Annotated in this window: 11 protein-coding genes; all 11 read right to left on the reverse strand. The window is 65.0% G+C overall.

The window, feature by feature from the left end; genetic code table 11:
- Positions 1–40 precede the first annotated feature (40 nt).
- The 11 genes from AXW67_RS06565 to AXW67_RS06615 all read right to left on the reverse strand — a co-directional run bounded on the left by AXW67_RS06565 (position 41) and on the right by AXW67_RS06615 (position 13,400).
- Positions 41–925, reverse strand: coding sequence for a sugar phosphate isomerase/epimerase family protein (locus tag AXW67_RS06565; protein WP_082907802.1), 885 nt, complete (start codon positions 923–925; stop codon positions 41–43).
- 2 nt (positions 926–927) lie between these two features.
- Complete coding sequence (locus AXW67_RS06570) at positions 928–1,695, reverse strand: substrate-binding periplasmic protein (RefSeq protein WP_027553182.1); 768 nt, start codon at positions 1,693–1,695, stop codon at positions 928–930.
- Between the two features lie 38 nt (positions 1,696–1,733).
- Complete coding sequence (locus AXW67_RS40280; RefSeq protein WP_245315436.1) at positions 1,734–2,114, reverse strand: c-type cytochrome; 381 nt, start codon at positions 2,112–2,114, stop codon at positions 1,734–1,736.
- A 62-nt stretch (positions 2,115–2,176) separates the two neighbouring features.
- A complete protein-coding gene (locus AXW67_RS06580; protein ID WP_063677202.1) occupies positions 2,177–3,892 on the reverse strand; it encodes a pyrroloquinoline quinone-dependent dehydrogenase in 1,716 nt (571 codons plus the stop codon).
- Between the two features lie 390 nt (positions 3,893–4,282).
- Positions 4,283–5,941: a hydantoinase B/oxoprolinase family protein gene (locus tag AXW67_RS06585; RefSeq protein WP_063677301.1), complete on the reverse strand. Its 1,659-nt coding sequence runs from the start codon at positions 5,939–5,941 to the stop codon at positions 4,283–4,285.
- Between the two features lie 2 nt (positions 5,942–5,943).
- A complete protein-coding gene (locus tag AXW67_RS06590; protein WP_063677203.1) occupies positions 5,944–8,028 on the reverse strand; it encodes a hydantoinase/oxoprolinase family protein in 2,085 nt (694 codons plus the stop codon).
- A gap of 126 nt (positions 8,029–8,154) precedes the next feature.
- Positions 8,155–8,961, reverse strand: coding sequence for an NAD-dependent protein deacetylase (locus AXW67_RS06595; RefSeq protein WP_245315437.1), 807 nt, complete (start codon positions 8,959–8,961; stop codon positions 8,155–8,157).
- 51 nt (positions 8,962–9,012) lie between these two features.
- The gene (locus AXW67_RS06600; RefSeq protein WP_082907804.1) at positions 9,013–10,209 is read right to left on the reverse strand and encodes a YadA family autotransporter adhesin; all 1,197 of its coding nucleotides are present in this window, start codon (positions 10,207–10,209) and stop codon (positions 9,013–9,015) included.
- Between the two features lie 179 nt (positions 10,210–10,388).
- Complete coding sequence (locus tag AXW67_RS06605; protein WP_063677205.1) at positions 10,389–11,522, reverse strand: helix-turn-helix transcriptional regulator; 1,134 nt, start codon at positions 11,520–11,522, stop codon at positions 10,389–10,391.
- 137 nt (positions 11,523–11,659) lie between these two features.
- Positions 11,660–12,229: a hypothetical protein gene (locus tag AXW67_RS06610; protein WP_063677206.1), complete on the reverse strand. Its 570-nt coding sequence runs from the start codon at positions 12,227–12,229 to the stop codon at positions 11,660–11,662.
- 16 nt (positions 12,230–12,245) lie between these two features.
- Positions 12,246–13,400, reverse strand: a complete 1,155-nt coding sequence (locus AXW67_RS06615) for a hypothetical protein (RefSeq protein ID WP_161491231.1) — start codon at positions 13,398–13,400, stop codon at positions 12,246–12,248.
- Positions 13,401–13,458: the final 58 nt, after the last annotated feature.

The following is a 13,458-nucleotide window of genomic DNA, read 5'->3' on the forward strand; positions in this document are numbered from 1 at the left end:
GAGGCATCGTCGTCCCGGCCTCCGGGCCGGGACGGCAGCATCATCTGCCCTGCGCAAAATGCGGTTGGCGGCGAAGGAAAGCGATGCTGATCTCAATGCTTCGCAAGGGATCGGCCGAAATATCCTGCTCGACGAACATATGCTGCACGCCGCTCTCAAACGCAGCGTCGAGTATCCCAGCGAAATCAATCGTGCCACGCCCCAGCTCGGTGGTCGATCCATCCGTCGCCATGTCCTTGAGATGAAGCAGGCGAAATCGCGATGGATGTGCCCTCAGAACAAGCGCGGAGTCGAGATTGCCCCTGGTTGCCCAGTAGACGTCGAGCTCGAACTTGACGAAGCGCTCGTCCGTGCGGCTGAGCAGAACGTCGTACGGCAAGATGCCGCCAGCGAGGTCTGCGAACTCGAAATCATGATTGTGGTAGGCGAGCGTCAGCCCGGCACGCGCCGCCAGTTCACCGATCCTGTTCAACTCGTCGCAAATCCGCTTCCAGTCATCGATCGTCTGTCGCTCCGGCGGATCAAGCCATGGACAGACGACGAACCGGCTGCCAAGCGAATGGGCGAGGTCGAACGATGATCCGGTCTTGTCCCGCAGATTGCCATATTCGAGATGCAACGACGGTGCGCTGAGACCGAGGCTGCGCAAAAGCTCGCCGGTGCGCCTTACGTCAGGGCCGAGAATGCCGGCGAACTCCACCTCGCTATAGCCGAAGAGAGCAACGTTGCGCAGGGTGCCCTCAAAGTCGTTCTTTAGGAGGTCGCGGACCGTATAGAGTTGGAGACCGATCCTGCGTCCCTCGCCGGCGGATGCCGAAGCCGCTCCCATTGCCGCTCCGGCGGCCAAACCTTGAAGGACATCGCGCCTGCTAGGTGGCGCGCCTCGATTGATCGAGCCCTTTGGACTACCGGGGCCGAGGCGCACGGCTATCTCGGCGCCTCGAGGACGATACCGTAGCGGCGATAGATCCGATCGATCGTGCCGTCGTTCCGCAGCCGTTCCAGCGCTGCGTCGATGGCTTCGCTGAACGCATCATCCGGGCGAACCATGCCGACGGCGACATTCCAGTTGAGATCGGCCACGCTCTCGTCGCGATCCAGGATCCGGAGTGCCTTGTCCGGATGCGTCAGATTGAAATAGCTCGCCGCGGTGGGCGTCACCGCAGCGGCATCGATCTCATGGTTTGACACGGCATCGAGGCTGTCGCTCTCGAAGCCGAAGGTCGATGTGGGCACGTGCCGTTGACCGATGATCATGGCGGCAACAGATCCGACCTGCACCCCCACCTTGGTAGACCCGTTGAGGCTCTTGAACGAGGTGAGCGTGCTTGATGACGGCACTGCGAGCGCGACGCCCGTGCGATAGTACGGTTTCGAGATCCTCAAGCGGGTCTCACCCTGCGCTTCACGGTCGGCGATGACATCCAGAAGAATGTCACAGCCGGCGCTCCGCATCTGGTACTGCGTGATGATCCAGTCGAGCCTCAGCGAGACACCGAGCTCGCCTGCCAGCACCTGTCCCAACTCGACCTGGAAGCCGGGCGGATCGCCGGCCTTGCGCGCGAAGGGAAGCGAGTTGGGATGCGCGCAGAGCCCCATCGCGCCGCTCGAGCGGATCGCGTCCAGGGTTCGCGCCTGCGCCGGTCCTGATAGCCCGATGGCGGCGCCGACGATGACCGGGACAATTGCCTTCATTCCGCGTCCTCATTTGGATGGATCGGGTCTTTCGCGATTCAGCCCTCGCGCGGCTTGAGTTGCCGGATGTATGTGATGATCTGGTCGATCTGCGCGTCGCTGAAGGTCTCGCCGAATGCGGGCATCGCGCCTGACTTGCCGCTCTTGATGCGGCTGCGAAGATAAGCGTCGTCGCGTGTCGTATTCATGAGCTGCGGCCCCTTGCCGGCCGCGCGCCCCCCATCGGAATGACACCAGCCACAGGTCGTTGCAAACAACTGCCCGACGTCGAATGTCTCCTGGTCCGGTGCAGGAGTGGCAGACTGCGCATGGACCGGCACGCCACATGCCAGGGAGACAGCCAGTGCGGCCGCCGGCAATAACGTCATGGTCCCCAAATTCGATTTCACTGGGTACCGCTCCGTTTTCGCAAAGTCCATCAACCACTGAAATGCGCGGGGAGCGGGAGTGTTCCCGCTCCCCGACAGGTCATCCGTACGACCTATTTCAAGCTGTAGACGATGAGCGCGCCATCGTCGCGCGGCATGCTTTTGTAAACACCGCCGAAGGTCGGCGCGTAGTCGTCCGACGCCATGCCGCCAAAGCCCGCGGTCACCGCGATATACTGCTTGCCGCCGGCAGAGTAGCTGACGATTCCGCCCTGATGGCCGGTGCCGTTGTTGTGATTCCACAGCTCGGTCCCCGATTCGGCATCGTAGGCATGAATGATGCCGCGGGAGTCAGGCACGAACACGAGATTACCCGCGGTCGACAGCACGCTCGCGAGCGGTGGTTCGGGGAAGCGGACTTCCCACTTCTTGGCCCCGGTCACCGGATCGCGCGCGTCGAGATGACCATAAATCTCCCCACCCGGCGGAGGCGCAATCTTGAAATCGGCCCCGATATTGAGCTGTGCTTGCGGGGCGGTCACCGGCGTCGTCTTCATGACCTCGAGGGTCATGCACCATTCCTGGCCGAGCTTGTAGTAGAGGCCCGTCTTCGGGTTGTAGGAGCCGGCGTTGAAGCTGACGCCGCCGGAGATGTGCGGACACAGCGGCTCGTCTACCTTTCCTGCTTTAAAGTCACGCCGGCCAACCAATTCGCCGGTCTTGGGGTCGATGTTCTTCACAAAATTGCTGTTCTCGGTGATCCGCCAGACGTTCTTCAAACCGAGATTGCGGTCATAGACGAAGATGTAGCCGCTCTTGTTCGGATGAACCACGAGCTTCTGGCCGTCGCGCTCGAGCATCACGAACTCGCCGACGGCGCTGTCGAAGTCCCAGGCGTCGTGCGGCAGCTCCTGATGGTAGAATTTCAGCTTGCCGCTATCGATATCGAGACCGATCACCGAACTCGTATAGAGATTGTCGCCGGGACGCGCACCTTGCGTCTTGTAATCAGTGCCCGACCAATCGTAGAGCGGTGCCGGGTTCGCGGTACCCCACAGGATGGTGTTGGTCTCGGAGTCGTAGGTGCCCGGCATCCAGCCGCCACCACCGCCGGTGCGCCAGGAATCGCTGCCCCAAGTCTTCATGGCCTCGTCGGTGCCTGCGACCGTCAAGAACTCCCACTTCTTCTTGCCGGTGGCGGCATCGACGGCGAAGATCGGGCCACGGCCCGGCCATTCACCACCTTGCGCGCCGATGATCACGCTCCCCTTCGCGTAAAGCGGAGCGCCGGTGAAGCCGACAGTGAGCTTCTGCGAGTCGATCAGCTTGGTGTCCCAAAGGACCTTTCCCGTCTTCGCATCCAGCCCGATGAGACGGCCATCCATCGTACCGACAAAGACCTTGCCTTCACCGAGAGCTACGCCGCGGTTGTAAGGAGAGTGGGTCTGTCGGCTGATCAGCGCTTCATCCAGCTCCGGAAAGAACGACCAGATGACCTCGCCCGTCGCGCCATTCAGCGCAAAGACCCGGCTGTAAGAACCCGAGTAATACAGCACGCCATCGGCCACGAGCGGCATTGACTGCAGGCCGCGCGTCGATCGTCCGGGAATGTGCATCCAGGCTACGCCCAGATTGCCGACGTTGTTCGCGTTGATCTGCGCGAGCGGGCTGTAGTGATAGGATTTGTATGAACCGTGATAGGTGAGCCAATCGTTCTGACCGGCAGCCTCGATCCGGGCCGTATCCACGGCTTGAGCCAACGCCGCCGACGCCGCAAGCGTTGCACCGACAAGAACAGGTAAACCCGAGTTAAGCCACTGCTTCCTCATAGGCACTTCCTCCCGCTTTTGTGCTTGATGATTGCGTCTTATAGGCGCCGCCGCGAGGGACGTTTGCAGTTCAATACGTGTCGATTGTTCTCCATCGGACATGAGCTGCCAACAGATGTCCCTCTCTTTCGGCGCATGTCGCCAAAGGAGCTACGTTCACTGGAGTGATTGCTGTTGCACTTCTGCTCGGCGTCAAAGAGTACGCCGGATCACAGGGAGTGCAAAGACGGAATGCGCGCATGGCGTGAATTTGACGCGAGGGCGAATTTGAAAACGGCAGCAACACTGACCGTTTCGTCTCAATCGACAAATTTCGGACCGAAGCGAGTTACCCGCAAAGCACTGTCGGCGGGACCGGGCTGCGTGACGCAGGGGATACAGCCGAGCCCGTCACCCCGCGCGGCCATAGATCGCAACCGCATTGTCTGAGGACACCAATCCGCTCTCGACGTCGCTGTTGACGGCCGCGCGATCGCGCTCGCGGGGATCGCCGATGCCGGCACCGCCGGGCGTCATCACCACGAGCCGGTCGTTAGACGGCACGATCTGAAAACCCTTGCCGCGCATCTTCTGTCCCGACTTCAGGCCGACATAGCCGGCTTCGCCATCGCGTCCAGCGTCACGGCCGCGCGGCGGATGATCGATGCGGTCGAAGGCCGCCAGGATCTCGAACGGCGCATCGACGCCGCTGCCGACTTCGATGATCTGGCCGAGCCCGCCGCGCGTGCGCCCTGCCCCGCCGGAATCCGGACGCAGCTCCTTGCGCCAGAAGATCAGCGGCGTCTGCGTCTCCGCGATCTCGACCGGCGTGCCGCGCACGCCGCTGGGATAGGCGGTCGCCGACAGCCCGTCCTTGCCGAAGCGCGCGCCGGTGCCGCCATTGCTGGTCACTGCCATCGAGAATCCGTAATTGCCGCCGGCACCAGAGCGTGTCTGTCCGCGCACGTTGAGATTCCACAGGCACGAGGTGCCCTCGGCCGGCACGCGCTCGGGAATGATCTGGCGCAGGCAGCCGAACACCACGTCGGGCAGCATCTGGCCGATCACGTGGCGCGAGGCCACCGGCGCGGGCTTGGGCGCATTCAGGATCGCGCCCGCAGGCGCCGATACCGTGAGCGGTGACAACGAGCCGGCATTGTTCGGGATCTGCGAGGCGACGACGCAGCCGAGGCCGAACACGGTATAGGCGGTGGTGTAGGACAAGGGCACGTTGATGCCGAACTTCGAAGCGGCCGAGGTGCCGTCGAAATCGACGTGAATGCCCATATCCGAGATCGTCAGCGTCGCGGCCAGCGTGACCGGCGCATCATAGCCGTCGACGACCATGCTGTTGCGCCAGCTTCCCTTCGGCAACTTCGCGATCTCCGCAAGCACGGCCTCGCGCGAGCGGTCGCAGATGTAGTCGCCAAGCTCGTCGAGCGTGTCGATGCTGAACTCGGTCATCATCTCGACGAGGCGCTCGCAACCGACGTCGTTGCAGCCGGCGAGCGAATAGGTGTCGCCCTCGGTGTCGATCGGCAGCCGCGTGTTGGTGCGGATCATCGCCATCAGCGTTTCGTTGACGACGCCGCCGTCGATCAGCTTCAGCATGGGGATGTAGAGCCCCTCCATGAACACGTCGGTGGCATCAGGCCCGAAGCCGATGCCGCCGATGTCCATGAGATGGCTGGTGCAGGAGAACAGCGCGACGACCTTGCCGTCCTTGAAGCAGGGCGTGGTGACGACGAAGTCGTTGAGATGGCCGGTGCCCATCCAGGGATCGTTGGTGATGTAGGCGTCGCCCTTCTTCATCGACTGAATTGGAAAGTGCGCGATGAAATGCTTGACCGATTCCGCCATTGAGTTGACGTGGCCGGGCGTACCCGTCACCGCCTGCGCCAGCATCCGCCCCTTGAGGTCGAACACGCCGGCCGAAAGGTCGCCGCATTCGCGCACGATCGGGCTGAAGGCGGTGCGGAGCAGCACCTGCGCCTGCTCCTCGACCACGGCGATCAGCCGGTGCCACATGATCTGGAGATCGATCAGGCTCGCGCCGCTTGCGTTGCTCATGATCATGCCGCCTTTCGTTCCATGACGATGCTGCCGGCACCATCGATATGGGCGTCGAAACTGGTGGAGACGAACGTTGACGTTTCGTCTTCCGCGATCACGGCCGGTCCCGCGATGGTCGTGCCCGGCGCCATGTCCTCGCGGCGATAGAGCGGAATCTCGATGACCTCGCCTGCCCGGCCGTCGAAGAACTTCCGGCTGCCGGAGGCCTTGCCGGCCGGCTTGCGCGCGACGGCCGCGACCGTGGGCGGATTGCGCGGCTCGGTGGTCGCCAGCACCGACCAGCTCAAGACCTCGATGGCGGCACCCGGGATCGGCCGCTCGAACATCGCGGCATAATCGGCCTCGAACTTCTGGCGCAGGCCGGCGAGATCGGCCGTCGTCAGCCGCCGGTTCGGCAACTCGACCGCGATCTCGTGGCCCTGGCCGACATAGCGCATGAACGCGGAACGGCGTTCGTGCACGGGCGCACCGGCCGCACCGGGCTCGACCAGCGCGCGCGCCTCGATCGCCATCTCCTGGAGCAGGTCCGACACCGCCTCGGTGTCGAAATCGTCGAGCCGGACGTGTCGGCTGCGTACGAGCTCATAAGCGATGGGGGCTGCAAGGAATCCGACCGCCGAGCCGACGCCGGCATTCGACGGCACGATCACGCGGGAGACGCCGATCTTCTCGGCGACACGTGCCGCATGCAGCGGCGCGGCGCCGCCGAACGCGATCAGCGTGTGCTGGCCGACCACGGCGCCGCGCTCGACCGCGTGCACGCGCGCCGCGCTCGCCATGTTCTCACAGACGACCTCGTGTACGGCGTAGGCCGCAGTTTCCGCCGACAGACCGAGCGGCTCGCCGACGTCGCGCAGCAAGGCCTCTTTCGAAAGCTCGGGGCTGAGCTTGATCGTGCCGGCGGCAAAGGCGTCGGGGTCAATCATGCCGAGCGCGACGTCCGCATCGGTCACGGCGGGGCGCTGTCCGCCCCGGCCATAACAGGCCGGTCCCGGTTCGGACGAAGCGCTCTCGGGGCCGACGGTGACCCGCTTCATCGCATCGACATGGGCGATCGAGCCGCCGCCGGCGCCGATCTCGACCATCTCGATTACGGGGATGCGCACCGGGAGCCCTGAGCCTTTCAGGAAGCGCGCGGCGCGATCGACCTCGAACACGCGCGAGGTCTCCGGCTGAAACTTCTCGATCAGGCAGATCTTTGCGGTGGTGCCGCCCATGTCGAAGGAGAGCACCTTGCTCTCCCCTGACCGAGCGGCGATCTGCGCCGCGAAGATCGCGCCACCGGCAGGTCCGGACTCGACGAGACGCACCGGAAAGCGCCGCGCCGTCTCGATCGAGGTGACGCCGCCGCCGGAGGTGACGAGATAGATGGCGCCGCGGAACTGCTCGACCTGCAAGGCATCGGCCATGCGGGCGAGATAGCCGTCGATCAGCGGCTGCACATAGGCATTGGCGACCGCCGTCGAGGTGCGTTCATATTCGCGGATCTCGGGACAGACCGCCGAGGACAGCGCCACGGAGACGCCGGGCATCTCCTCGGCGAGTATCGCGGCCGCGCGACGCTCGTGCTCGGGATTGGCGTAAGAGTGCAGGAAAGCAATCGCGACGCTCTCGACCTTCAGCGCGCGCAGCTTCGGCACGAGCGCACGCACCGCCGCTTCATCGAGCGCGAGGCGGACGGCACCATGCGCATCGATGCGTTCGGGCACGGTGAAGCGCAGGGAACGCGGCGCCAGCGGCTTCGGCTTGTCTATCGAGAGGTCATATTGGTCGTAGCGGCTCTCGGTGCCGATATCGAGCACGTCGCGAAAGCCGTCGGTCGCGATCAGCGCCGTCTTCGCGCCACGCCGCTCGATGATGGCGTTGGTGGCAAGCGTCGTGCCATGAATGAAGACGTCGATGTCGCTGATATGTGCGCGCGCGTCAGTGAGGATGAGACGCATCCCGTCCAGCACCGCCTGCTCGGGCCGCTGCGGCGTCGTCAGCACCTTGCGCGTCTTGCGCGTCTCGCCTACGTCCAGCACGATGTCGGTGAACGTGCCTCCGATATCGACGGCAAGCCGCACCTCGGCTCCTTCAAGCATTCCAGAACTCTCCGTGCTGATCGTCAAACTGGGATCGAAACCGCAGCAATTTTCATACCAGCGACCGCGCCGGTGGTGAAGCCACCGGACAGCTTTGCGTGGCACCTATGCGGCAGGAGCGCGCGTCTAAAGCAGGAATGCCAGCGCCGCTTCGCAGCGCTCCTCGACCTTGAGCGCGAGCAGATCGTCGGCGCGGGTGCGGCCGAGATTGACCGCGGCGATCGGGATCTGGCGGCGCGCGGCCGTCTGAACGAAGCGGAAGCCGGAATAGACCATCAGCGAGGAGCCGACGACCAGCATGGCGTCGGCCTGCTCCAGGTGCTCTTGCGCCGTTGCGACGACGTCGCGCGGGACATTCTCGCCGAAGAACACGACGTCGGGCTTGAGGATGCCGCCGCAGGATTCGCAGGCCGGCACGTTGAAGGAGGCAAAATCCGCGTGCTCCAGGTTGGCGTCACCGTCCGGCGCATCCGTGGCATCAAGCGTCAGCCATACCGCATTGGCGCTACCGAGGGCATCCTGAAACTCATAGCGCGGGGTCTTCCGGCCGCAGCCCATGCAGCGGACCAGATCGAGCCGGCCGTGCAGATCGATCACCTGGCGATGGCCGGCCGATTGATGCAGCCGGTCAACGTTCTGCGTCAGCAGCATCTCGCACCGCCCATTTGCTTCGAGCCGGGCCAGCGCATGATGCGCATCGTTCGGGCGGGCCTGGCCGAACCGCCGCCATCCGATCAGGCTGCGCGCCCAGTAGCGCTGGCGCGTGCGCTCCTCGGTCATGAAGGCCTGAAAGTTGACCGGCTGGGTCCGCTTCCAGTTGCCGTGGCTGTCGCGATAGTCGGGGATGCCCGAATTCGTGCTGCAGCCGGCCCCGGTCAGCACGAACAGACGTTCGTGCCGATCAACGAATTCCTCGAGCGGATGTCTTGCCATGGGCGCAGATGTAATCTGCGCCGCGCTCTTTTTCCAGGTGCGGGCCTGCGCTCAAAACTCCCCGCCGACACCGACATAGGCGGTGTGCTCGGTGCCGCCGCCATTGCCGTAGCCGCCGACGATGGTGAGCGGCATCGCCGTGTTGAGACGATGGGCAAAGCCGAAGCCGAAGCCACCCTCGCCGTGGAAGGCCGAACCGCGCACCTGCCATGTGGTCTTGCCCGGCGCCGAGGGCATCGGCGCGCTTGCGGCCGCGACCGATGCGGCGATGCCGCGCCGCGCCTCGGTGAGGTTGTTGCCGATCTGCGCCTGGAGCGAGCTGATCTGGGACTGGAAATTCGAGGTGACACCGTTGAGCTGGCCGACATTGACGGCGTCGGTCGGATTGACGCCGGCAGCCACATTGGTCAGCCGCCGTTCGTTGCCGGCGCTGCCGAACGAGACGGTGTTGGCGGCATTGGCGACCGAGCCGGCACCGATCGCAACCGCGTTCGCGGCCGTGGCCGTCGCATTGACGCCGAGCGCAACGGAATTGATCCCGGTGACGCTGGCATTGCTGCCCACAGCCGTTGCGCCGGTGACGTTCGCCGCGCTGGCCTGGCCGACGGCGGTGGCAGAGGCGGCAAGAGCGTTACTGCCCTGGCCGATCGCCGTCGCCGTCACGGCGTCCGCGACGCTGCCCTGGCCGAGCGCGGTCGCATTGTCCCCCGTGGCTTTGCTGTTCTGGCCGATCGAAGTCGCGTTGGGACCGGCCGCAAGGCTGTTCTGGCCATAGCTGCTGGCCGCAGCGCCGTGCGCCTGGCTGTTCTGGCCGTTTGCCGTGGCGTTGAGACCGTCGGCCTGGCTGTTCGCGCCGGTGGCGGTGGCAAAATCGCCGGTGGCATGGGCATTCGTGCCCGTTGCCGTTGCACTTTGGCCGGTCGCAGCGCTGGAGTTACCGACGGCGGTGGCACCGTCGCCAGCGGCGCCCGCATTGAAGCCGAATGCACTCGCACCGCCACCGTTTGCATGGGCCTGGGAGCCGACGGCGGTTGCAAACTCGCCGGTCGTGTTTGCGAAGCTGCCGATCGCGGTCGCGGCACCGGATGGCGCGTTCACGATGCCGCCGCCCGCGGCGTAGTCGGCAGCCCAAACCGGCCCGGCGCCGATAGCGGCGCCGATCACAGCGGCGCAAAGGGCCAGCGGAACGCGTGCAAGGCCGGAAGATGCGAACCGGTTGGACGTTCCGCGCGAGAGCAAAGAGACCATGACGTAACGCCCCATTTTCTTGTTCGCCTGTTCGGCGACACATGAAGCAAAGGACCGTTGTCGCGCATCAACCGTTCGGTTGAAGAATGCAGCTATCGGCCTTTATGCCACCTCTGGGCGAATTGTTTTCAGGACGGTGTTGCAATGTCGCATCGCCGCGAGCCGCGCCGATGCAATGATCACTGCGGTTGCGGCGCCTCGAATCCGGCGATCAGCTTCACGAGCTCGCTCTGCCGCGTGGTGCCGGTCTTGCGGAAGACGTTGTGAAGATGCGTCTTCACGGTTGCCTGCGTCAGCCCGAGCGTCTCCGCCAGCGCCTTCACCCCGCTCACCTTCATGACGGCATCGAGCACGCGGATTTCGCTGGCCGTGAGCTTGTAGAGCCTTGCGAGCGCCTCCAGCGGCGGCGGGCTTGCCGGCGAGGTCTTGCGGACGAAGACCGCGGCAACGGCCGAATGCAGCGCGCCCGTGCGCTGGCGGTCGCCCGAGGTCAGCGGCAGCACACTGGCAAACCAGCGGCCCGGGAGCGCGGCCGAGAGCGGGATCGGGCCGGCACCGTCGACCGTCGCATTGCCGGTCTCGGCGACAACGAGCGCGTCGCGCAACGCGCGCTGCGCGGCCGGCGCGGCCGCGGTCAGCACGCCCATCCGCTCGGTCAGCAGCGCACCTTCGTCCAGCATGGCGCGTCCCGGCACGTTGGCGAAAACCAGGCGCCCGCCCGGACCGACCAGGAAGACGCCGGCCGTCACGTTGTCGAGCGTCTGGATCAGGGCTGACTGCGCAGCCTTGCTCTGGTCGAACAGCCGCCCGATCGACACCGCGCGTTGGAAATGCGGAACGATGAGACCGAGCCGGCGGCGGTGGTCGGCATCGGCAAGGCCATCCTTCTCATGCAGCCGAACGCTGACGACCGAGGAGATGGTCGCCCCTTTCTCCAGATTGGCCGCGAGCGCATCGACCATGCCCTGTGGCTTCATCCACTCCGCATAGAAGCGCGTGTCCGCCATCTCTTCGAACGGAACGAGCTCGGTCGATCCGTAGACGACGCCGGCCTCGAAGAAAGTCGCCGCCGGGTAGCAGGGATTCAAGGGAAGATATTTCTCGCTATAGAGCTTCGTGTAGGTCGGCTCTTCGTTGAAGAGGTGCAGCGCCGAAGTTTGCTCGGCAGCCGCGTCGTGCCAGAACAGCACGCCGGAGGAGCCGCCGACGAACAGGCAGGCCTGCTCCAGGGCCCGCGGCCAAAGCGTGGGATCGAGCGCGGCGTCGTAGACGAGGCCGATCAGCTCTGACAGCAAAGCGGCTTCAGACGTCACGGCCGGCTCTTGATCATAGCGAACATCATGCGGGGCATTTGCGGATCAAGACTACCACAACGTTTGCGACGACTGCAAAACGTCACGTGCGCGAATACTCAAAGCGCATGCGCATCATCCTCCGTCCACCGCGTCGGCTATTTCGCAGGCGCGCTCGGCTTCGGCGGCGGCGCTTGTTTCTGCGAGACGACTGCCTTGCCCGGAGGAGCCTCGGGCGCGGCAGGCGCCACCGGTGCGGATTGACCGACCGACAATGACACGCCGAACGCGCGCCACTGTCCTTCGACCGGCGCGAACAGCAGCTCGAAATTGACCTGCGAGGGCACCGACGGAAAGAACCCCGCCATGTGCAGTAGCCCGTTCGGCTCGATCTGCGGCAACAGCGACAATTGCGGATCGATCACCGCGACACCGGAGAGATCAAGCTTGTCGCCGCGCTGCTTGGCGAAGATCTCCGCGAGCCTTGCTGCGGTATTCACCTGGAAACCGGGCGCGCCGAGATCGCGCAGCACGGTGTAGTTGCCGGTCTTGTTGGCATGGTCGAGCGCGAGCAGCGTCGAGCGGATCAGCATCAGCACGCCGTTGCGGTCGATATTGGCGGGCTTAGGCGCCTGATGCGGCTGCGGCGGCGTCTGCTGCGCGGAGCTCGTCACCGCCGCCCCCAGGATCAAAAGCCCAAGGCCGGCACTCAACCAACGCAGCGTCATGGCGAATGCGTTCCGTCTACCACTGGATCGACACGGCGCCGCGACCACCCGCGACATTGCGCTCGAGCCCGATGCCGCCGCCGGCATTGGCGATGATCGCGTAACTCTTGCCGTCGTAGAGCAATGCGGTGGCGCCGACCGCAAAGGCGTTGGCGCCCTCGAAATTGCCGTAGCCGGCCGAGAGCGCGAACTTGCGGCCCGCTTGCAGCGCCGGCATCGAGCCGGCGGCAAGGGCAACCGCGGTGCCGCTGCGCGCCTCGAGCCGGTTGTCCATCACCTGCGACTGCAACGAGGTCACCTGCGATTGCAGTGAGGTGAACTGCGACTGCAATGAGGTGAGGCTCGCCGGGTTGAAGCTCGACGTCGCGAGATTGCCGGCCGCATCCGTGGTGACGAAGGACACCGGTCCACTCTGGGCCGCAAGGCTCGCAGTCGACGCGACACCGGCCAGGCGATACGTGTTGCTTGCCGTGCCGATCGCGACCTGGTTGGCGGCCGTCGCCGTCGCGCCGGATCCGATGGCGGTAGAGTTCGCGAAGCTGGCGGTGGCGCCAGTGCCGATCGCGGTCGCGCTGTTCGAAGCGGCGCTGGCTCCGCTCCCGATCGCCGTCGAGGACACCCCCGCCGCGACGCTGCTGAGGCCGATCGCGATCGACTTGTCCCCGATGGATTGTGCGCCCAGACCAGCGCTTCCGTCGCCGCCACCTCCGATCGCGACACTGTAACTCCCGGACGCGAAAGCAGCATTGTGGATACCGACCCCAGTAAATTCGCCGCCCCCCAACGCAGTGCTTCCGGCGCCCGTTGCGATGCTGTTGGCGCCGCTTATGACGCTGTAGTCGCCAGTCGCGTAGCTGCCAACGCCGCTCGCCGTGCTGCCCGTGCCGATTGCACGCGCGCCGACGCCGACCGCCGTGCTGATATCCCCGCTCGCCGTGGTATTGTTACCGACCGCCAAGCTGGACTCACCGCTCGCGGTGCTGATGTAGCCGCAAGCTAACGCATAATTACCGGTTGCGGAGCCGAGGGCGGTCCCCGTCCCCGCCTCGCCGCAGACCCATCCCGCTGCCTCGCTCCTCGCAGCAAGCGCCAAGACGAAGACGGCGAGCGCGGCCGCGCCACCAATGGATTTGATCAAACGAAGCCTTGTTTCGGCGATCATACGAGGCATTTGCGCTCTCAGTTCCAGAACTCCGACCGACTTTGATCGGGTCGCTGGGACTGTGGGC

Source organism: Bradyrhizobium neotropicale (genome assembly GCF_001641695.1).
GTDB classification, from domain to species: Bacteria; Pseudomonadota; Alphaproteobacteria; order Rhizobiales; family Xanthobacteraceae; genus Bradyrhizobium; species Bradyrhizobium neotropicale.